The following is a 19,931-nucleotide window of genomic DNA, read 5'->3' on the forward strand; positions in this document are numbered from 1 at the left end:
GCCAAACTATCGCGTCGCTCCCGCGTTATACTCATCGGCACACACCGCGGGAGTCCGACGAGTCGGGCTGAGAGGGAGCGAAACGCGCTTCGACCGCCGAACCTGATCCGGATCATGCCGGCGCAGGGAGGGAGTAATCATGCACGCGTCCACGCGCACGTCCACATCCGATTCCGTCACGACGGGCCGGTTCCGCTGGCGCATCGTCGACATCGTCGTCGCCAGCGTCATCGCCGTCGCCTGCGCCGGGATCTTCCTGGTCTGGAACGTCGCCTACGAGGGGCCGTCGTCCCTCCTCACCCCGCTGCTGCCGGGGGTGCAGGGCCTGCTCGCGGGCCCGTGGCTCATCGCCGGTGTGCTCGGCGGCCTCATCGTGCGCAAGCCCGGCGCCGCGCTCTACACCGAGACGGTCGCCGCGGTCATCTCGGCCCTCGTCGGCAACGCGTGGGGGCCGCTGACGATCGTGTCCGGCCTCGTGCAGGGTCTCGGCGCCGAGCTGATCTTCCTGGTCTTCGCCTACGCCGTGTGGCGTCTGCCGGTGGCCCTGCTCGCCGGGGCCGGTGCCGGTCTCGCGTGCGGCATCAACGATCGAATCCTCTGGTACCCCGGCGCCGACGTGCTGTTCACCACCGTCTACATCGCTTCCACCACGGTGTCCGGCGTCGTCATCGCCGGCCTCGGCGGCTGGCTGATCATGCGCGGCCTCGCCGCCACCGGTGCGCTCAGCCGCTTCGCCGCCGGGCGTGACGTCGCCCAGCGCGTGTAGTGGCCGCATCCGCGACACCCGCCGTCGAAGCGCAGGGGTGGGGATGGCGCTACGCCACGCGTCACGCGTGGGCGGTGCGGCAGACCAGCTTCCGGATCGACCCGGGCGAGCGCGTGCTGCTCCTCGGCGCATCGGGGTCGGGCAAGTCGACGCTGCTGCAGGGCATCGCCGGCGTGCTCGGCGGCGCGGACGAGGGGGAGCAGGAGGGTCGGCTGCGCGTGGCGGGGGCTGCGCCCGCCGCGCGCGGCGCATCCGGACTCGTGCTGCAGGACCCCGACGGCCAGACCGTGCTCGCCCGCGTCGGTGACGACGTCGCCTTCGGATGCGAGAACCTCGGGGTGCCGCGCGAGGAGATCTGGCCGCGGGTGCGGCATGCCCTCGACGCCGTGGGTCTCGACGTGCCCCTCGATCGCGCGGCGGCCGCGCTGTCGGGCGGGCAGAAGCAGCGTCTCGCGCTCGCCGGCGCCGTGGCGATGCGACCCGAGGTGCTGCTGCTCGACGAACCGACGGCGAATCTCGACCCGGCGGGCGTCGTGGAGGTGCGCGATGCCGTCGCACGCGCGCTCGACGCCACCGGGGCGACCCTCGTCGTGATCGAGCACCGCACCGACGTGTGGCTCCCGCTGGTCGACCGCATCATCGTGCTCGCCCCCGGTGAGGGCGTGGTCGCCGACGGTCCGCCGCACGACGTGCTCGGCCCCGCCGCATCCCGCCCGCCGAGCCCTTCCCGGCTGTCGAGTACACGGGAACTCGCCGAGCGCACGGGTTCTGGCCCGCGAGAGGCCGTGCACTCGGTGGAAAGTCGTGCACTCGATGCGGCGAAGGCTGGCGGCGCCGCGGGCGAAGCCGCGCGCGATAACGCCGCGAGGGGTGAGGATGCGGTGCCGCGGCGCGCGCGAGAGCTCGCGGCAGACGGGGTGTGGGTTCCGGGCGTGCCGCCGGCCTACCCGCCGGAGCCGATGGCACGCCCGGGCGAGGTGCTGCTCAGGGCGCGCGACCTCGTCGTCGCGCGTGTGCCGGGAACGCCGGTGGCCGGCCCGTTCGATATCGACGTGCGCGCCGGCGAGGTGCTCGGCGTCGTCGGGGCGAACGGTGCCGGAAAGTCCACGCTCGGTCTCACACTGGCGGGGCTCCTCCCGCCCGAGTCGGGTGTCGTCGAGGCCGCGGTGCATTTGGCCGCCGGCGCGACGCCACGACGACGGCGCGACGGCGCGAGCCGGCATCCGGTGCAGTGGTCCTCGCGCGCGCTGCTCACCCGCATCGGCGCCGTGCTGCAGGATCCGGAGCACCAGCTCCTCGCGCGGACGGTGCGGGAGGAGCTCGAGGTCGGCCCGCGCGCCCTCGGGCTGCCGGCCGATCGCATCGCCGAGCGCGTGGATGAGCTGCTCGAGCGCCTTCGCCTCGCGCCGCTCGCCGCCGCGAACCCCTACACGCTGTCCGGAGGTGAGAAGCGACGCCTCACCGTCGCGGCGGCCCTCGCGACCCGGCCGCGTGTGCTCGTGCTCGACGAACCCACGTTCGGGCAGGATGCGCGCACGTGGGCGGAACTCGTCGCGATCATCGCGCGGCTCCGCGACGGCGACGGCGACGATCCTCCCCTCGCGGTCGTCGCCGTCACGCACGACGCCGCGGTGCTCGAGGCGCTCCACGCCCGCCGGTTCGTCGTGGGCGGGGTGCGGGCATGAGTCCGAATGCCGGGCGCGGCGTCGTCGCGCGCCTGAACCCGGTCGCCAAGCTCGGTGCGGCCCTCGCGATCGCGCTGCCGCTCGTGGTGACGATCGATCCCGTCTCGGCGCTGGTGGCCCTGCTGCTCGAGCTTCCCCTCCTTCTGGCCGCGGGACTCCCGCCGCGCCAGTTCTGGCTGCGCACCCTGCCGCTGTGGATCGCCGCACCCGCCTCGGCGGTGACGATCGCGCTGTACGGTGCCGCGTCGGGGGAGGTCTACGTCGAGTGGCTGTTCGTGCGCATCAGTGAGGGATCGCTGATGCTGGCGCTCGCGACCTTCCTGCGGGTGCTCGCGATCGGGCTCCCGGCCGTGGTGCTGTTCGTCACCGTCGACCCCACCGACCTCGCCGACGGGCTGGCGCAGATCGTGCGCCTTCCGGCGCGGTTCGTGCTCGGAGCGCTCGCCGGCATGCGCATGCTCGGGCTCCTGACCGACGACTGGCGCGCGCTCGCTCTGGCTCGGCGTGCGCGCGGCGTTGCCGACACCGGCCGCCTCCGGCGCGGGTTCGGGATGGCGTTCGCGCTGTTCGTCCTGTCCATCCGGCGGGGTTCCTCGCTCGCCACCGCCATGGAGGCGCGGGCGTTCGGAGCCCCCGGCCCGCGCACGTGGGCGCGCGAGTCCCGCTTCGGCCGCGGCGACACCCTGCTGCTCCTCGCGGGCTTCGCCATCAGTGCGACGGCGCTCGCCGTCTCGATCGCCGTCGGCGCGTTCAATCCCATCCTCGGCCCCTCCTGACGCATCCACGCCCGCCGCCCGCCGTCGCGCGCATCCCCCCCCGGCCCCCGCGCGCATCCCCCCGGCCCCGCGCGCATCCACCCCGCCGAGAAACGCCGATCGGCCCGAGACACACCGCGTTGCGTGGTTTCTCGCGGCCGAAGTGGTTTCTCGCCGGGGTCGTTGTGTGCGAGCGTCGGTCAGGTCGCGTTCCAGAGCGACCGGTAATACGCCTGACGCTCGGGATCGGGCGCGACGCCATAGGCGTCGAGGAGCGTCGCCTCCCAACCCGGACCGTAGTTCCACTCCGTGCTCATCGCGGCGACGGCGATGTCGGCCCAGCGGTCGGCGACGCCGAGGGCACCGAGATCCACGTGTCCGGCGATCCGGCCTTCTCCGTCGAGGATCGTATTGGGGCTGCATGCATCGCCGTGGCACACGACCGCTCGATCGATCCGGGGCGCCTTCCGCAGATCAGCGGGCAGACGGATGCCGCGCCGCGCCGCGTTCGCCACGCGGGCCTCGACGCCCCAGTCGAACGGGCAGGAGTCGACCGGGAGAACGTCATGGAAAGCCCGCAAGCCACGGCCGATGGCCCGGACGGCGATCTCGCTGCGACCGGAGTCGATCGTCCACCGGGGCGCCACCGCGCTCTCGCCGGCAAGCGCGACCGTGACGAGCCACTCGTGATCCTCGTCGCCGCCGACCTCCAGAACCCGCGGCACCGGCACGAATCCGCCCGCCCACGCGAGCCGCTCGGCCTCCCCGGCCATCGAGCCCTCCTCGTTGCGCGGGCCGTACTTCACGTACCTGCCGTCATCCGCTCGGAACGTCACGCCGCCGACCCCGTTGCGCCACACCGGTGTGAGCGCGGCGTCGCCGGCGAGATCGCGCACGCGCGGCGGCACCGGCTCGCCGGCATCCGGGATCGACACGTGACCATCCTTCCGCCTTTGGCGTGCGAGAAACACCGTTCGACGCGAGAAACGCCGCGATGCGTGGTGTCTCGCGGCGGGGGTGGTTTCTCGGGGAGCCCGCGTGGGGCGGGATGCGCGGGGCGCGGGCGGGGTGCGCGGGGCGCGGGCGGGGCGGGGGCGATGGATGCGGTGGCCGGGGCGCGGGGGCTAGCCTGGGGATGACCGCGCGCGGTGGTGAGACGGCGTCTCACGTAGGCTGGAACTCGATGTCGCCGGTGGCGTTCGCCGCCGGCATCCGTTCGAAGGAGAACCGATGGAGCTCACGCACGCCTCCGCCCTCGTCACCGGGGGTGCGAGCGGACTCGGGCTCGCCACGGCGAAGCGGCTCGCCGCGGCGGGTGCGGCGGTCACGATCGTCGACCTGCCCTCGTCGCCCGGCGCCGATGTCGCGGCGGGCCTCGGCGGCACGTTCGCCGCGGCCGACGTGACCGACGCCGACCAGGTCGCCGCGGCCGTCCGCACCGCATCCGAAGCCGCCCCGCTGCGGGTCGTGGTCAACTGCGCCGGCATCGCCCCGCCGGCCAAGGTGCTCGACCGCGACGGCGCTCCGACGCCCCTCGACGCGTTCGAGCGGATCATCCGCATCAACCTCATCGGCACCTACAACGTGATCGCGCAGGCGTCGGCGGTCATCGCGAAGACCGAGCCGACCGCCTCTGGAGACCGCGGCGTCATCGTGGGCACCGCCAGCGTCGCCGCCTTCGACGGCCAGATCGGCCAGCCCGCCTATGCCGCCAGCAAGGGCGGCGTGCACGCCATGACCCTGCCGATCGCCCGCGAGCTCGCCCGCTACGGCATCCGCGTGTGCACGATCGCACCGGGCATCATGGAGACCCCGATGCTCGCCGGGCTTCCTCAGGCCGCGCAGGACTCCCTCGGTCAGCAGGTGCCCTACCCGCAGCGGCTCGGCCGCCCCGACGAGTACGCCGCGATGGTGATGTCCATCGTCGACAACGGATACCTCAACGGCGAGACCATCCGCCTCGACGGCGCGATCCGCATGGCGCCGCGCTGAGCCACCCCGGCCGCGTCGGCATCCGCACATATACAAGGAGCACGATGAGCGAATCGATCCTCATATCGGTCGAGCAGGGCGTCGCCCGGCTGACCTTCAACCGTCCGACGCGGCTGAACGCCATGGACTTCGAGATGGGCACGCGCTGGCGCGATCTCGCCCACCAGGTCACCGACGATCCGGCGGTCGAGGCGATCATCCTGGATGCGACCGGCCCCGCCTTCTGCGCCGGCGGCGACGTGATCATGATGGCGACCTCCGGCGCGACGGGGGAGCAGGTCACCGAGACCGCCCACGTGATCCACGACGGCATCCGCACCCTCGCGCACAGCGACAAGCCCATCGTCGCCGCCGTGCAGGGCGCGGTCGCCGGCGGCGGACTCGGCCTCATGCTCACCGCCGACTACGTCGTCGCCAGCGAGAAGGCGACCTTCGTCAGCAAGTACGCCAACATCGGCCTGACTCCCGACCTCGGTGTCTCGACGCTCCTTCCGGCGGCGATCGGTCAGCGCCGCGCCCTCCAGCTGCTGCTGCAGGATCGCACGGTCGATGCGGCCACCGCTCTCGAGTGGGGCCTCGTCGCCGAGGTCGTCGCCCCCGACGCGCTCGCCGACCGTGCCGCCGAGATCGCCCGGTTCTGGATGGCGGGCGCGACCGCCGCGTTCGGGCAGGCCACGCGCCTCGTCCGGGTCGGCGCCGAACGCGACCTCGCCGCCAATCTCGACGACGAAGCCCGCACGATCGGGGCGGCCTTCGCCACCGACGAATCGAAGACCCGGGTGGCCGCGTTCGCCGCATCCGCCCGCTCGTCCGCCCGCCCCACCACCGAAGGGACCGCACGATGACCGACGCACCGCTTGCCGGCAAGACCATCCTGATGTCGGGCGGCAGCCGCGGCATCGGCCTCGCGATCGCCGTGCGCGCCGCTCGCGACGGCGCCAACATCGCGCTGCTGGCGAAGACCGACACCCCGCATCCCAAGCTCGAGGGCACCGTGCACACCGCGGCTGAGCAGATCGAGGCTGCCGGCGGCCGGGCGCTCCCGCTGGTCGGCGACGTGCGGAACGACGACGACATCACCGAGGCCGTGCTGAAGACGCAGGGCGAGTTCGGCGGCATCGACATCGTCGTCAACAACGCCAGCGTCATCGACCTGTCCGGGTCGCTCGACCTGTCGGCCAAGAAGTACGACCTGATGCAAGACGTCAACGTGCGCGGCACCTTCATGCTCTCGCGCGCGGCGCTGCCGATGCTGAAGGATGCCGCCAACCCGCACATCCTGTCGCTGTCGCCGCCGCTGAACACCACGCCCCGCTGGCTCGGCGCCCACACCGGGTACTCGATGGCGAAGTTCGGCATGACGATGGCGACGCTCGGCATGGCGGCTGAATTCGCCGACGACGGCGTCGCGGCCAACACGCTATGGCCGGCGACGACGATCGCGACCGCCGCGGTGCAGTTCGCGCTCGGCGGTGAGCGCATGATGAAGGTCAGTCGCACGCCGGAGATCTACGCCGACGCCGCCTACGAAGTGCTGTGCCAGCCCTCGCGGGCGTACACGGGGCAGACGCTCATCGTCGAAGACGTGCTGCGCGCGGCCGGCGTGACCGATCTCTCCGCTTACGCCGCGACCCCCGGCACCCCCGACGAGGAGCTCTTCCCCGACATCTTCCTCTGACCCGCGCCCAGCGCATCCGCCCTCGACCGCGCCGACAAACGCCGAACCCCGCGAGAAACGCGGCGATGCGTGGTTTCTCGGCGCGATCGGTGTTTCTCGGTTCGGGGTGTGCGGCGTCGGCGGAGTCAGACGAGAGGCTTGCGGAGGAAGACCTGGGCAATGCCGTCGCCCTCGTCGACGCGCTGCGTCTCGCGATAGCCCTCGCGTTCGTACAGGCGCAGATTCGCCTCGCTGAGCGAGCCGGTGAACAGCTCCGCCGCGGTGGCGCCGGCCTCCCGACCGCGGCGCTCGACCGCCGTCAGCAGCGCCGTTCCGATCCCGTTCCCCTGCTGGTCGGGAGCGATGGAGATCCGCCCGATCAGCAGCAGGCCGCCATCCACACGGGCGCGCACGGCACCCACGATCCGCGACCCGTCGACCGCGACGCATCCCAGGTTCTCGGTCAGCTCGTGTTCGAGCTCCTCGAGGGTCTGCGTCAGCGGAGGCATGTCGGGGTCGCCGTAGATCAGGGCCTCCTGCACGAAGGCGGCGCGCTGCAGGGTCAGGACTTCTCCGGCGTCGGCGGGCCGGATCTCTCGCACGTCGGTCACGGCCTCGACGCTACGGCGTCGGCGGACGGAAGGGTGTGGGGTTGCGCTCGCGGGGTCAGGAGCTGCCGACAAACGCCGAACCGCGCGAGAAACGCCGCGATGCGTGGTTTCTCGCGGCGAACCGCGTTTCTCGGTGTGATGCGGGGGCGGTGCGGGCGGGGCGGTGCGGGGCGGTGCGGATGCGCGGCGCGCGGGCCCGCGTCAGATGAGGCCGTGGCGGCGGAAGGCATTTGCCACACCGTCGGCGGACACGCTCGTGGTCACATCGTCGGCGAGGGCCTTCAGCTCGTTGGGCGCGTTCCCCATCGCGATGCCGGTGCCGCACGCCTGGAACATCTCGACGTCGTTCCAGCTGTCGCCGACGCCGATCGCGTCGTCGCGACGGAGGCCGAGGTGCTCGAGCACCGTCTCGATGGCGGAGCCCTTGGTGACGCCGAGCATCCCGATCTCCCCGTTGGTGCCGCCCGGCAGCGGCATGCTTCCGGCCACCACGTGGAAGCGGTCGCCGAGCGCCGCGGTCGCCCGGTCGACGGTGGCTGGATCGTCGCTCACGAAGACCGCCTTCGCGATGGTGCCGAGATCGACCTCGGCGAGGTCGCCGAATCGCGGCGGTCGCTGGGGTGACGTCTGCGGCTCGTCGCCCGAGTGCGCGCCCTGCCACCGCGAGACGAAGGCGGCGATCATCTCACGCACGTGCGCCGAGGCGTACACGCCGTGGTTCGTCTGCAGGAAGTACGGAACGCCGGCCTCGGTGAACCACGTCTGCAGACGATCGACCGCACCCCGTGGCATGGGGCGGGCGACCACGACGTCATCGCCGCTGGTGGCATAGGAGCCGCCGTTCGTGATCGCGCCGTCGAAGCCGATCGCGGCGACGTCGGGATGGATGTCGCCGGCCGACCGCCCCGTGCACAGATACACGAGATGCCCCGCCGCGCGGGCGGCGCGCACGGCGTCGACGGTCGAGGCGGCGACGGTGCGGCCGTGGTCGAGGATCGTGCCGTCGACATCGAGGAAGGCGATCCGCCCCGTGCTCATCGTTCTCCCGCCCGGCCCCGCGGCGAGGCCCCCTCGACCCTACCCGGGCCGGGCGACGCGCTCGCCGTGAACAACACCGGAGATCCGGCGCCCCGCTGCCGGAGACGGGCCGAGGTCGGTGGCTGCCGCCCAGAATCTCCTGTCGAATTCACCGTGCGCGCGCGAGAGCCGAACAGGCAGTGTGCAGGTGCGTCCCCTACCCTCGGAGCATGCCCGAACAGCCGCCCGTGCGATCCACGACGCCGCCCGAGGCCGCCGCCGTGCGGCAGGTGCGCCCGAAGACCGAAGGGTGGTCGCAGAAGAAGGACGCCGAGGGGCGTCCGCTGCTGCAGTTCGCCAGCCCCAAGCGCGGCAAGCCGCCGGTGCACCTGGCCGACCTCACCGCCGAGCAGCGCGTGGAGAAGGTGAAGGAGCTCGGACTGCCCGGGTTCCGCGCCGCGCAGCTCGAGAAGCACTACTTCACGCACTACACAGCCGACCCCGACCGGATGACCGACCTGCCGGCGGCGAACCGCGAGGAATTCGTCACCGGGATGCTGCCGCCGCTGCTGAGCGAGGTGCGGCGCCTGACCACCGACCGCGGCGACACGATCAAGTTCCTGTGGAAACTGCACGACGGCGCCCTCGTCGAGTCGGTGCTGATGCGCTACCCGGGCCGCATCACACTGTGCGTGTCGAGCCAGGCCGGATGCGGCATGAACTGCCCGTTCTGCGCCACCGGCCAGGCCGGGCTCACCCGCAACATGTCTGCCGCCGAGATCGTCGATCAGGTCGTTCGCGCCAACGCCCTGATCCGCGCCGGCGAGCTCGGCGAGCCGGAGCATCCCGATGAGCGGGTCACCAACATCGTCTTCATGGGCATGGGGGAGCCGCTGGCGAACTATGCCCGCCTCATGCAGGCGGTGCGGGTGATGACCGATCAGAAGCACGGGCTCGGGATGAGCGCGCGCGGCATCACGGTCTCCACCGTGGGCCTGGTGCCGGCGATCACGAAGCTCGCGAAGGAGGAGATCCCCGTCACCTTCGCCCTCTCGCTCCACGCGCCCGACGACCAGCTGCGCGACGAGCTCATCCCGGTGAATTCCCGCTGGAAGGTCGACGAGGCTCTGGATGCCGCCCGGGCCTACTTCGACGCCACGGGGCGCCGCGTCTCGATCGAGTACGCGCTCATCAAGGACATGAACGACCATGCCTGGCGCGCCGACCTCCTGGCGGAGAAGCTCAACGCCCGCGGTCGCGGCTGGGTGCACGTCAACCCGATCCCGCTGAACCCCACGCCCGGCTCGGTCTGGACGTCGTCGGAGAAGCCGGTGCAGGCGGAATTCGTGCGGCGCCTGAACGCCGCCGGCATCCCCACCACCCTGCGCGACACCCGCGGCAAGGAGATCGACGGGGCCTGCGGTCAGCTGGTCGCGACGGAAGAAGACCAAGCGGCCGCCGCCGTCGGCTGACACACTGGCCTCATGTGGGCCTGGGTCGCATTCGTCCTGATCGCGCTGATCTTCACGGTCGCGGCCGCCTGGGTGAGCCGCCGTCTGCTCGACGGGCAGGTCGGGTGGATCCGCGCATCCCTCACCGCGCTGATCGTCTTCCTCGCGTGCCTGCCGCTGGCGACGTGGGCGATGCGCGAGACCGACGTGCTCGACCTCGACGACAACGTGACGGTGAGCGGCCCGATCGCGCTGGCCTTCCTCGCGCTCGTCGCGGGCTGGATCTTCGCGATCGTCGTCGTGGTCATCGTGACGCTCGAGTTCCTGTGGCCGTCGCATCGGGTGCGCAATCCGGTGGCGGCCATCAGGGATGCCTTCCGCCGGCGCGATCGCGCCCGCCGGTACGCGCAGATCCTCGCGATCGCCTCGCGTCACGGGCTCGGCGCGTTCCAGAACCGGCACGGCGGAGATGACGAGCTCGCCTCGGCTCTGGTCGCCGCGCTGAACGAGGCGGGCGTCACCTTCGTCAAGCTCGGGCAGGTGCTGTCCTCGCGGGAGGACGTGCTGCCGCGCGACCTGGTGGATGCGCTGTCGACGCTGCAGATGGATTCCACGCCGATCCCGTGGGCTGAGGCGGAGGCGGCGATCACGGCCGAGCTCGGCCGGCCGATCGACGAGGTCTTCGCCTCGATCGACCCGCAGCCGCTGGCGGCGGCGTCGGTCGCCCAGGTGCACACCGCGCGACTGCGCGGCGACGGCGAAGAACCCGGCGACGAGGTCGTCGTGAAGATCCAGCGCCCGCGCGCACGAGCGCAGGTGACGACGGATCTCGACATCCTCGAGCGCCTCGCGCGCACCGCCGAGGCCCGCACCGACTGGGCCCGCGACTACGGGGCGGTCGCTCTCGCGGCGGAGTTCTCCCGCGCGCTGAGCGACGAGCTCGACTACCGGGTCGAGGCGGCGGGCACCGAGATGCTGCGCGGCGCGATCGCGCGGTCGTCGTCCATGACCCTCGCCGTGCCGACCCTGTACGAGCCGTGGTGCACGAGCCGCATGATCGTGCAGCAGCGCATCACCGGCACGCCCTTCAGCCGCATCGCGACCGGCTCCCTCGATCCCGACGAGGCGCGCCGGCTCGCCGACGGCGTGCTCGAATCCGTCTTCGAGCAGATCGCGGTGCGCGGGGTCTTCCACGCCGATCTGCATCCGGGGAACCTCATCCTGCAGGACGACGGCACCGTCGCGCTCATCGACTTCGGCGCCGTCGGGGTGAGCGAGCGGAGCCTGCGCCGCATGCTCATCCCGCTGCTGTTGGCCCTGTCGGCGGATGACGACGTCGCCGCCACGAACGTCATCCTCCTCATGTGCGCGCCCGAGACCGGGACCGTCGACCACGTGGCGCTGCAGCACGACATCGGCGTCATCCTCACCCGCATGCAGAACGCCCAGGTCGACGAGAACATCTTCCGGGCGCTCGTGGACGTGCTGCGCCGCCATCGCCTGTCCATCCCGCCGTCGCTGCTGCTCGTGCTGCGCACGCTGTCATCGCTGGAGGGGACGCTCCGGCGCCTCGTTCCGGACTACGACATGGTCGGGCACGCCCTGGAGCGCGCACCGCACTTCGCGCGGGCGACGTTCGACCCGAAGAACGCCGCCCTCGGTGCGCAGGCGCACCTCATGCTCGCGGGCGAGGAGCTCCGTCGCCTGCCGCGGCGGTTCGAGAACGTCACCCGCTCGCTTGAGGACGGCACCTTCTCGGTGCGGCTGCGCTCCCTCGAAGGGTCCGGCGAGCGCGGGTGGCTCGAAGAGCAGCTGAACCGCTTCCTCGTGACCGTCGTCGGGGTGGCGCTGCTGGCCGTCGGCATCAGTCTGACCGTGTCCGGCGACGGCCCGATGCTCACCGGCAACGTCGGCGCCTTCCCCTTCCTCGGCAGTCTCGTGGGGCTCGGCGGGCTCCTCCTGCTCGTGCGCAGTCTGCGCCGCGCGCTGCGCCGACGCGACGGCGGATGACGCCGGTGGCGAACCCCCGCCGGAGTGTCCCCGGGCGCCGGTAGCGTGGTGTCCATGGTCAACTATCGCTACCTGGGCAACAGCGGCCTCAAGGTCTCCGAGATCACCTACGGCAACTGGGTCACCCACGGTTCGCAGGTCGAGAACGACGCCGCCGTGGAGACGGTCCACGCCGCTCTCGATGCGGGCATCACCACCTTCGACACCGCCGACGTCTACGCCGACGGCGCCGCCGAGAGCGTTCTCGGCGAGGCCATCAAGGGTCAGCGGCGCGCATCCCTCGAGATCTTCACCAAGGTCTACTTCCCGACCGGTCCGAAGGGGCCGAACGACACCGGCCTGAGTCGCAAGCACATCTTCGAGTCGATCGACGCCTCGCTGCAGCGCCTCGGCACCGACTACGTCGACCTCTATCAGGCACACCGCTTCGATGACGAGACGCCCATCGAGGAGACCTTCCAGGCCTTCGCCGACGTCGTCCGTCAGGGCAAGGCGCTGTACATCGGCGTCTCCGAGTGGACGGCGGAGCAGCTGCGCGAGGGCCACGCGCTGGCGAAGGAGCTCGGCGTCCAGCTCATCTCGAACCAGCCGCAGTACTCGGCGCTGTGGCGGGTGATCGAGGGCAAGGTCGTGCCGACCTCGCGCGCGCTCGGCATCTCGCAGATCGTGTGGTCGCCGATGGCGCAGGGCGTGCTGACCGGCAAGTACCTGCCCGGCCAGCCGGTGCCGGCCGGGTCGCGCGCGACCGACGAGAAGAGCGGCGCGAACTTCATCAAGCGCTTCCTGAACGACGACACGCTCACCGCGGTGCAGAAGCTGAAGCCCATCGCCGACGACCTCGGCCTCAGCATGGGGCAGCTCTCGATCGCGTGGGTGCTGCAGAACGACAACGTCGCCGCGGCCCTCGTCGGCGCGTCGCGTCCCGAGCAGATCGCCGACAACGTCAAGGCCTCCGGCGTCACCCTCGACGAGGGCGTGATGTCGGCCATCGACGAGGCGCTGAACGGTGTCGTCGAGGACGACGCCGAGATCACGTACGAGACCTCGCCCAAGAAGCGCCTGGTCTGAGTCGGACCGATCGAGGGCGGTGCGGGAGATGACGGTGCACAGTGCCGGACTCCTCCTGTACCGCCTTCGTCGTCCCGCCGACGGAACGGATCCCGGTACATCCGCCGTGGAGGTGCTGATCGCCCACATGGGCGGTCCGTTCTGGTCGGCGAAGGAGGCCGCCGCGTGGAGCATCCCGAAGGGCGAGTTCGACCCGGACGCCGAGGACGCGTGGGATGCGGCGGCGCGGGAGTTCCGAGAGGAGCTGGGCGTCGATCCGCCCGATGCTCCCGCCGCCGAACTCGGCACGTTCCCGTACTCGTCGGGAAAGCGCGTGACCGTGTTCGTCGCCGACGGAGACGGGTTCGCCGCCCCGAGCGACGGCTTCGGGGAATTCGAGATGGAGTGGCCGCCGCATTCGGGGCGCACGCAGCGTTTCCCCGAGGTCGACCGGGTCGAATGGGTCGGTGCAGATGTGGCGCGGGAGCGGCTCGTGAAGGGTCAGCGCCCCGCCCTCGACGCGCTGCTCGACCGGCTGGCGGACGCCGGCGCCTGAGAGCGCGTCTGTCGCGGATGCGGCGCGGTCAGCGACCGTTCTTCGGTGCGGTCGAGACGTCGATGCGGTCGTGCGACCCGAGCGAGGACCACGCGCTCGCCGTGCCCTTCGCGGCGTGCTCGGACGCGCGCACCGCCCGCTCGTCCGCCCAGGCGTTCAGCACGTGCCCCGAGTGGCCGCGCACGTGCTCGAGCACGACGTCGGGGAGTCCGGCGGCGCGCCGCGCATCGCGGGCGCGGATGAGCTGCTCGAGCAGGTCGACGTTCTTCGTGGGGGCGCCGGTCGAGGTCTTCCAGCCGCGGCGGCGGTGGCCGTCCATCCACTTCTGGTAGGTGTCGATCGCGTACCGAGAGTCGGCCTGCACGACGAGGTGAGCGACGTCGGCGTGGTCCTCGATGGCCTTGAGCAGTCCGGTGAGCTCGCCGATGTTGTTGGTGCCGGCGGGGATCGCTCCCGCCGCCCAGTGCCCGTCTTCGCCGACCCACGCCCATCCCGCAGGGCCGGGGTTGCCCTTGCAGGCCCCGTCGGTGGCGACGACATAGGGAGAGGGTTCAGTCACTCTCCCCACGCTACCTCGGGGCCGCGACCGCGCCGCACCGTCGTCCGTTCGGCGCAATCCCTGGTGCGTCATCCGTATACGCAAGGGGCCTCTTCCGTCGACTTCGCCCCTTGATGTCCCCTCAGTGTATACACTGAGGGGATGCGGGTGGGTGACGACGGAGTGCGGATGCGCGCGAGCGACCGTGCCTACGGCGCGCTGCTCGACGACATCCAGTCCGGCGCGCTCGCGCCCGGCGCCGTCCTCGGCGAGACCGAGCAGGCCGCGAGGCTGGGCGTATCCCGCACCCCGATGCGCGAGGCCCTCGCGCGACTGGCCGCCGACGGGCTGGTGGCCCAGCAGTCGCCCCGGGTCACCGTGGTCGCCGGCGTCGACGCCGACGACATCCGCGCCCTGTTCGAGGTGCGAAGGGCGTTGGAGGAGCAGGCGGCGCGGCTGGCCGCCGCACGCGGCGAACCACGGGTCTTCGCCGACCTGGCAGGCGCCTTCGCCGACATCGACGCGCACGCCGACCCCGACGCCTACACGCGCCTCATCGGCGACTTCGACCGCGCCCTCGACGCCGCGGTCGCGAACGACCACCTGACCTCTGCGCTGCGAACGGTGCGCACCCACCTCGTGCGCGTGCGACGACTGGCCCGCGATCGCCCGGCCCGGGTGCGCGCGTCGGTGACCGAGCACCGACTGATCGCCTCGGCGATCGCGCAGCGCGACGCCGACCTGGCCGCTCACGCGACGCACGTGCACCTCCACAACGCGCTCGAGGGCATCCTCGGCTCCCTTCCCGCCACCGTTTCTGAAAGGCTCGTCCCATGAGCGTCTTGCACCACACCCGTGTCCACCGCAGCGACGAGAACCTGGCGCGCGACGGACAGCTCGCGTGGCACATCGCGCAGGTCGCCGCCGACCCCGTCGAGGTCGACGACGAGACGCGCGACATGATCATCAACCGCATCATCGACAACGCCGCGGTCGCGGCGGCCTCGCTCAGCCGTCGCCCGGTCTCGGCCGCGCGCCAGCAGGCGCTCGATCACGCGGTCTCCATCAGCGGCGCGGGCGCGACGATCTTCGGATGCGCGCTCGAGCGCCGCTCGAGCCCGGAATGGGCGGCGTGGGCGAACGGGGTCGCCGTGCGCGAGCTGGACTACCACGACACCTTCCTGGCCGCGGACTACTCGCATCCCGGTGACAACATCCCGCCGATCCTCGCCGTCGCCCAGCACGTCGGCGCCGATGGCGCGGCGCTCGTGCGGGGCCTCGCGACCGGATACGAGATCCAGATCGACCTCGTGAAGGCGATCTGCCTGCACGAACACAAGATTGATCACGTCGCACACCTCGGCCCGTCGGCTGCCGCGGGAATCGGAACGCTGCTCGGCCTCGATGTCGACACGATCCACCAGGCCATCGGGCAGGCGCTGCACACCACCACCGCCACGCGTCAGTCGCGCAAGGGCGAGATCTCGACGTGGAAGGCGCACGCGCCCGCGTTCGCCGGGAAGATGGCGATCGAGGCCGTCGACCGTGCGATGCGAGGCGAGACCTCCCCCTCGCCGATCTACGAGGGGGAGGACGGGGTCATCGCCTGGATGCTCGACGGCCCCGACGCCTCGTACGACGTGCCGCTGCCGGGTGAGGGCGAGCCCAAGCGCGCCATCCTGGAGTCGTACACCAAGGAGCACTCGGCCGAGTACCAGGCGCAGGCGTGGATCGATCTGGCGCGCAAGCTTCACAGCGAGCGCCCGGAGCTCGCGGACCCCGCGAACGTCGAGGCGATCGTGCTGCACACCTCGCACCACACGCACACCGTGATCGGCTCGGGGGCCAACGATCCCCAGAAGTACGATCCGACGGCCTCGCGCGAGACGCTGGACCACTCGATTCCGTACATCTTCGCCGTCGCTCTGCAGGACGGCGGCTGGCACCACGTCGACTCCTACACGCCGGAGCGGGCCGGGCGCGAAGACACCGTGGCGCTGTGGCACAAGGTCTCCACCGCCGAAGACGAGGAGTGGACCCGGCGCTACCACTCGATCGACCCGGCCGAGAAGGCCTTCGGCGGGCGCGTGGTCATCACGCTCGCCGACGGCTCGACGGTCGAGGACGAGATCGCCGTCGCCGACGCCCACCCCCTCGGCGCGCGGCCGTTCGCCCGCGAGGACTACATCGCCAAGTTCCGCACGCTCGCCGAGCCGGTGCTCGAGGAGGCGGAGATCGAGCGCTTCCTCGGGCTGGTGCAGCGCCTTCCGGAGCTGACCGCCGATGAGGTGCGGCAGCTGTCGATCGTCGCCAAGCTCGGGGTGCTCGCCACCGCACCCGCCCCGAAGGGCCTCTTCTGATGCTGTACGCGCAGACGCCGCCGCACGAGAAGCGCCGCCTGTTCCGGGAACGCCTCGCCTCGGGTGAGCTCCTCCGGTTCCCGGGGGCCTTCAACCCGCTGAGCGCGCGACTGATCGAGCGCAAGGGCTTCGAGGGCGTGTACATCTCCGGCGCCGTGCTCTCCGCCGACCTCGGCCTCCCCGACATCGGCCTCACGACCCTCACCGAGGTGGCCGCGCGCGGCGCGCAGATCGCCCGCATGACCGAGCTGCCGGCGATCATCGACGCCGACACCGGATTCGGCGAGCCGATGAACGTCGCCCGCACGGTCCAGACGCTCGAAGACGCGGGCCTTTCCGGCACGCACATCGAGGATCAGGTCAATCCAAAGCGCTGCGGACACCTCGACGGCAAGAGCGTCGTCGATGACGACACGGCGATCAAGCGCATCCGCGCGGCCGTCGACGCGCGGCGCGATCCGAATTTCCTCATCATGGCGCGCACCGACATCCGCGCCGTCGAGGGGCTGGATGCCGCCACCGACCGCGCTCGCGCGCTCGTCGACGCCGGCGCCGACGCGATCTTCCCGGAGGCGATGCGCACGCTGGAGGAGTTCGCGGCGATGCGCGAGGCCGTGGACGTGCCGATCCTGGCGAACATGACCGAATTCGGGAAGTCCGACCTCTTCTCGGTCGACCAGCTCGCCTCCGTCGGGGTGAACATGGTCATCTGGCCGGTATCGCTGCTGCGGATGGCGATGGGTGCGGCATCCGATGCTCTCGATACGCTGGTCGACGAGGGGCATCTGACCTCGCAGCTGGGCAGCATGCAGCACCGCGCCGATCTCTACGACCTGATCGACTACGAGGGGTACAACCGCTTCGACCAGGACATCTTCACCTACCGCCCATCCCCTTGATCAGCCACACCATGTCCCACTTCCCGCTGCCATAGGCCTTCATGCCGACAGAAAGTGGGACACGCAGCCCGCAGGGACGACACGAAGGAGTGACCGTGACAGACATCCGAAAGGGACTCGTGGGCGTGGTCGCCGACGAGACCGCCATCTCGAAGGTGAACCCCGAGACCAACAGCCTCCTGTATCGCGGCTACCCGGTGCAGGAGCTCGCCGCCACGCAGCCGTTCGAGGCGGTCGCGTTCCTGCTGTGGAACGGGGAGCTCCCCACGGACGACCAGCTCGCCGAGCTCCGCTCCACCGAACGCGCGCACCGGGAGCTCGCCGACGACGTCCGAGCCGCGATCGACCTCGTGCCGCTCGACGCGCACCCGATGGACGAGGTGCGCACCGCCGTGAGCGTGATCGGCGCGCAGGATCTCGCCGGTCTCGGCTCGGTGATGGATGCCTCCGGCAGCGCCGAGGACAACCTCGTCCGCAGCATCCGGCTGTTCGCCGTGCTGCCGGCCATCGTCGCCTACGGTCAGCGTCGTCGTCGGGGCGAAGGTCTCATCGCCCCGCGTGACGACCTCGATTACGCGGCGAACTTCCTCTGGATGACCTTCGGCGAGGTGCCGGATGACGTCGTCGTCGACGCGTTCAACCGGTCGATGACCCTCTACGCCGAGCATTCGTTCAACGCCTCCACCTTCACCGCGCGGGTGATCGCGTCGACCCTGAGCGACCTGTACTCCGCCGTGACCGGCGCAGTCGGCGCCCTCAAGGGCCCGCTGCACGGCGGCGCGAACGAGGCGGTGCTGCACGTGTTCGACGAGATCGGCGACGCCGGAAACGTCTCGCCGTGGCTGGATGACGCCCTCGCCGGCAAGCGCAAGATCATGGGCTTCGGCCACCGTGTCTACAAGCGGGGCGACTCCCGCGTGCCGACCATGAAGGCCGCACTCGACTCCCTCGTGTCGCACTACGACCGCCCCGAGGTCGCCGCGCTCTACGACGCCCTCGAGACGGAGTTCATCGAGCGCAAGGGCATCTACCCGAACCTCGACTACCCGTCCGGGCCCGCTTACAACCTCATGGGCTTCGACACCCACACCTTCACGCCGCTGTTCGTCGCGGCGCGCGTCGTGGGCTGGACCGCGCACATCATGGAGCAGCAGGCCTCGAATGCGCTCATCCGTCCCCTGTCCGACTACAGCGGGCCGGATGAGCGACACGTGGCGGGGTACGTGCCCGACACCGCCGCCGTCGACGTCGCCGAGCGCCCCGAGGAGGCCGCGGGCTGATCTGTCCGGCGGCGACGCGGCGTGAGAGGATCGCGACATGCGATCCGCCGTCATCGTCGACGCCGTCCGCACTCCGTCGGGCCGGGGAAAGCCCGGCGGGGCGCTGAGCGGGGTCCACCCCGCCGACCTCGTCGGTATCGTGCTCACGGCGCTCCTCGAACGCAACGGACTCGAGTCCGCGCAGGTCGACGACGTCATCCTCGGATGCGTCAGCCAGCTCGGCGATCAGGCGATGAACATCGCGCGCCAGGCCGTGCTGTCCGCCGGATTCGACGAATCGGTTCCGGCCACGACGATCGACCGCCAGTGCGGGTCGAGCCAGCAGGCCGCGCACTTCGCCGCGCAGGGGGTGATCGCGGGCGCCTACGACGTCGTCATCGCGGGCGGTGTCGAATCGATGAGCCGGGTGCCGCTCGGATCGTCGACCGCCGGCGGCAGCGTGCCGGAAGGCATCCGTCGCCGCTACCCCGAGGGTCTCGTGGGCCAGGGGGTCTCGGCGGAGCTCATCGCCGACCGCTGGGAGCTCACGCGAGACGAGCTCGACGCCTTCGCCGCGGAGTCCCACCGGCGCGCCGCCGAGGCCTGGCGGCACGGGTGGTTCGATCGCCAGGTGACGCCCGTGCTCGCGGGCGGATCGGACGCGGTCGCTTTCGATGAGACGGTGCGCGAGGGCACGACGGCGCACGCGCTCGCCGGGCTGTCACCGGCGTTCCGCACCGACGAGCTCGCGGCGCGCTTTCCGCGGGTCGAGTGGCGCATCACCGCCGGCTCCTCCTCGCCGTTGACGGATGCCGCGTCGGCCGTGCTCATCATGGCGGAGGAGACGGCCGCGGCCCTCGGCCTCACACCGCGCGCCCGCTTCCACTCCTTCGCGGTCGTCGGCGACGATCCGCTGCTCATGCTGACCGGACCGATCCCGGCGACCCGCCGCATCCTCGACCGCAGCGGCCTGGCCCTTTCGGACATCGACGTGTTCGAGGTGAACGAAGCCTTCGCCTCGGTGCCGCTCGCGTGGCAGCGCGAGTTCGACGTCGATCCTGCGATCGTGAACCCGTGGGGCGGAGCGATCGCCCTCGGGCACGCCGTCGGCGCATCCGGCACGCGGCTGATGGCGACCCTCGTCGACGCGCTCGAGCAGCGCGGCGGCCGCTACGGCCTCCAGACCATGTGCGAGGGCGGCGGTCTCGCGAACGCCACGATCCTCGAACGCCTCTGACCTCCGCGGCCTCGCCCTCGAGAGGAGATCCCGCCTGCCGAGGTCGCGTATCGCCGTATCGATCCTCTCGGCGCGGGATCTCCTCTCGAGG

General features: G+C 71.4%; 19 protein-coding genes and 1 riboswitch. Of the genes, 15 read left to right on the top strand and 4 right to left on the bottom strand.

The window, feature by feature from the left end; genetic code table 11:
* The first annotated feature begins 36 nt into the window (after positions 1 to 36).
* Positions 37 to 147, top strand: a riboswitch (TPP riboswitch).
* The 3 genes from ACGG9C_RS08040 (at position 140) to ACGG9C_RS08050 (ending at position 3,227) form a co-directional block, all read left to right on the top strand.
* On the top strand, positions 140 to 766 hold the full coding sequence (locus ACGG9C_RS08040) for an ECF transporter S component (protein ID WP_071045484.1): 627 nt from the start codon (positions 140 to 142) through the stop codon (positions 764 to 766). (Overlaps the previous riboswitch by 8 nt.)
* Positions 766 to 2,451: an ABC transporter ATP-binding protein gene (locus ACGG9C_RS08045; RefSeq protein WP_228480845.1), complete on the top strand. Its 1,686-nt coding sequence runs from the start codon at positions 766 to 768 to the stop codon at positions 2,449 to 2,451. The genes ACGG9C_RS08040 and ACGG9C_RS08045 overlap by 1 nt, the downstream gene beginning before the upstream one ends.
* Positions 2,448 to 3,227 (top strand): energy-coupling factor transporter transmembrane protein EcfT, encoded by a 780-nt coding sequence (locus tag ACGG9C_RS08050; protein ID WP_194383916.1) that lies wholly within the window; start codon positions 2,448 to 2,450, stop codon positions 3,225 to 3,227. The genes ACGG9C_RS08045 and ACGG9C_RS08050 overlap by 4 nt, the downstream gene beginning before the upstream one ends.
* Before the next feature lie 179 nt (positions 3,228 to 3,406).
* On the opposite strand, the gene ACGG9C_RS08055 is transcribed toward ACGG9C_RS08050, so the two are convergent.
* Positions 3,407 to 4,141, bottom strand: coding sequence for an aminoglycoside 3'-phosphotransferase (locus ACGG9C_RS08055; protein ID WP_194383915.1), 735 nt, complete (start codon positions 4,139 to 4,141; stop codon positions 3,407 to 3,409).
* Positions 4,142 to 4,436: 295 nt separating this feature from the next.
* Between ACGG9C_RS08055 and ACGG9C_RS08060 the strand changes: the two genes are divergently transcribed.
* Genes ACGG9C_RS08060 through ACGG9C_RS08070 form a run of 3 tightly spaced genes read left to right on the top strand, consistent with a single transcriptional unit; the run spans position 4,437 to position 6,876 of the window.
* Positions 4,437 to 5,198 carry an SDR family NAD(P)-dependent oxidoreductase gene (locus ACGG9C_RS08060; protein WP_071046010.1) on the top strand — a complete coding sequence of 254 codons (762 nt, stop codon included), beginning with the start codon at positions 4,437 to 4,439 and terminating at the stop codon, positions 5,196 to 5,198.
* A gap of 44 nt (positions 5,199 to 5,242) precedes the next feature.
* Positions 5,243 to 6,043, top strand: a complete 801-nt coding sequence (locus ACGG9C_RS08065; protein ID WP_194383914.1) for an enoyl-CoA hydratase/isomerase family protein — start codon at positions 5,243 to 5,245, stop codon at positions 6,041 to 6,043.
* Complete coding sequence (locus ACGG9C_RS08070) at positions 6,040 to 6,876, top strand: NAD(P)-dependent oxidoreductase (protein ID WP_194383913.1); 837 nt, start codon at positions 6,040 to 6,042, stop codon at positions 6,874 to 6,876. The genes ACGG9C_RS08065 and ACGG9C_RS08070 overlap by 4 nt, the downstream gene beginning before the upstream one ends.
* A gap of 125 nt (positions 6,877 to 7,001) precedes the next feature.
* On the opposite strand, the gene ACGG9C_RS08075 is transcribed toward ACGG9C_RS08070, so the two are convergent.
* Both ACGG9C_RS08075 and ACGG9C_RS08080 read right to left on the bottom strand, forming a co-directional pair.
* Complete coding sequence (locus tag ACGG9C_RS08075; protein WP_071046005.1) at positions 7,002 to 7,466, bottom strand: GNAT family N-acetyltransferase; 465 nt, start codon at positions 7,464 to 7,466, stop codon at positions 7,002 to 7,004.
* A gap of 201 nt (positions 7,467 to 7,667) precedes the next feature.
* On the bottom strand, positions 7,668 to 8,504 hold the full coding sequence (locus ACGG9C_RS08080; protein ID WP_194383912.1) for a Cof-type HAD-IIB family hydrolase: 837 nt from the start codon (positions 8,502 to 8,504) through the stop codon (positions 7,668 to 7,670).
* Positions 8,505 to 8,713: 209 nt separating this feature from the next.
* Between ACGG9C_RS08080 and rlmN the strand changes: the two genes are divergently transcribed.
* From rlmN to ACGG9C_RS08100, 4 genes are read left to right on the top strand one after another with little or no spacing between them, the layout of a single operon-like run.
* Positions 8,714 to 9,955, top strand: a complete 1,242-nt coding sequence (gene rlmN / locus ACGG9C_RS08085; protein ID WP_286717767.1) for a 23S rRNA (adenine(2503)-C(2))-methyltransferase RlmN — start codon at positions 8,714 to 8,716, stop codon at positions 9,953 to 9,955.
* A gap of 12 nt (positions 9,956 to 9,967) precedes the next feature.
* The gene (locus ACGG9C_RS08090; protein ID WP_194383910.1) at positions 9,968 to 11,944 is read left to right on the top strand and encodes an AarF/ABC1/UbiB kinase family protein; all 1,977 of its coding nucleotides are present in this window, start codon (positions 9,968 to 9,970) and stop codon (positions 11,942 to 11,944) included.
* A 54-nt stretch (positions 11,945 to 11,998) separates the two neighbouring features.
* Positions 11,999 to 13,012: an aldo/keto reductase family protein gene (locus ACGG9C_RS08095; RefSeq protein WP_194383909.1), complete on the top strand. Its 1,014-nt coding sequence runs from the start codon at positions 11,999 to 12,001 to the stop codon at positions 13,010 to 13,012.
* A gap of 28 nt (positions 13,013 to 13,040) precedes the next feature.
* Positions 13,041 to 13,547 (top strand): NUDIX domain-containing protein, encoded by a 507-nt coding sequence (locus ACGG9C_RS08100; protein ID WP_194383908.1) that lies wholly within the window; start codon positions 13,041 to 13,043, stop codon positions 13,545 to 13,547.
* Between the two features lie 28 nt (positions 13,548 to 13,575).
* Here the strand turns inward: ACGG9C_RS08100 and ACGG9C_RS08105 are convergent, their stop codons facing one another.
* Entirely contained in the window at positions 13,576 to 14,106 is a 531-nt protein-coding gene (locus tag ACGG9C_RS08105) for a ribonuclease H (RefSeq protein ID WP_071045995.1), read from the bottom strand.
* Positions 14,107 to 14,274: 168 nt separating this feature from the next.
* Between ACGG9C_RS08105 and ACGG9C_RS08110 the strand changes: the two genes are divergently transcribed.
* The 5 genes from ACGG9C_RS08110 to ACGG9C_RS08130 are packed head-to-tail and all read left to right on the top strand — an operon-like array spanning position 14,275 to position 19,840.
* Positions 14,275 to 14,922, top strand: a complete 648-nt coding sequence (locus ACGG9C_RS08110; protein WP_194385600.1) for a GntR family transcriptional regulator — start codon at positions 14,275 to 14,277, stop codon at positions 14,920 to 14,922.
* Positions 14,919 to 16,445, top strand: coding sequence for an MmgE/PrpD family protein (locus ACGG9C_RS08115; protein WP_194383907.1), 1,527 nt, complete (start codon positions 14,919 to 14,921; stop codon positions 16,443 to 16,445). The genes ACGG9C_RS08110 and ACGG9C_RS08115 overlap by 4 nt, the downstream gene beginning before the upstream one ends.
* Complete coding sequence (prpB, locus tag ACGG9C_RS08120) at positions 16,445 to 17,344, top strand: methylisocitrate lyase (RefSeq protein WP_071045991.1); 900 nt, start codon at positions 16,445 to 16,447, stop codon at positions 17,342 to 17,344. The genes ACGG9C_RS08115 and prpB overlap by 1 nt, the downstream gene beginning before the upstream one ends.
* A 41-nt stretch (positions 17,345 to 17,385) precedes the next feature.
* Positions 17,386 to 18,624 (top strand): bifunctional 2-methylcitrate synthase/citrate synthase, encoded by a 1,239-nt coding sequence (locus tag ACGG9C_RS08125; RefSeq protein ID WP_390178513.1) that lies wholly within the window; start codon positions 17,386 to 17,388, stop codon positions 18,622 to 18,624.
* A 37-nt stretch (positions 18,625 to 18,661) separates the two neighbouring features.
* On the top strand, positions 18,662 to 19,840 hold the full coding sequence (locus tag ACGG9C_RS08130) for a thiolase family protein (protein ID WP_194383905.1): 1,179 nt from the start codon (positions 18,662 to 18,664) through the stop codon (positions 19,838 to 19,840).
* The last annotated feature ends 91 nt before the right edge of the window (positions 19,841 to 19,931 follow it).

Origin of the sequence: Microbacterium sp. MTN4-26, from assembly GCF_042846595.1 — a bacterium.
Lineage (GTDB): Bacteria > Actinomycetota > Actinomycetes > Actinomycetales > Microbacteriaceae > Microbacterium > Microbacterium luteum.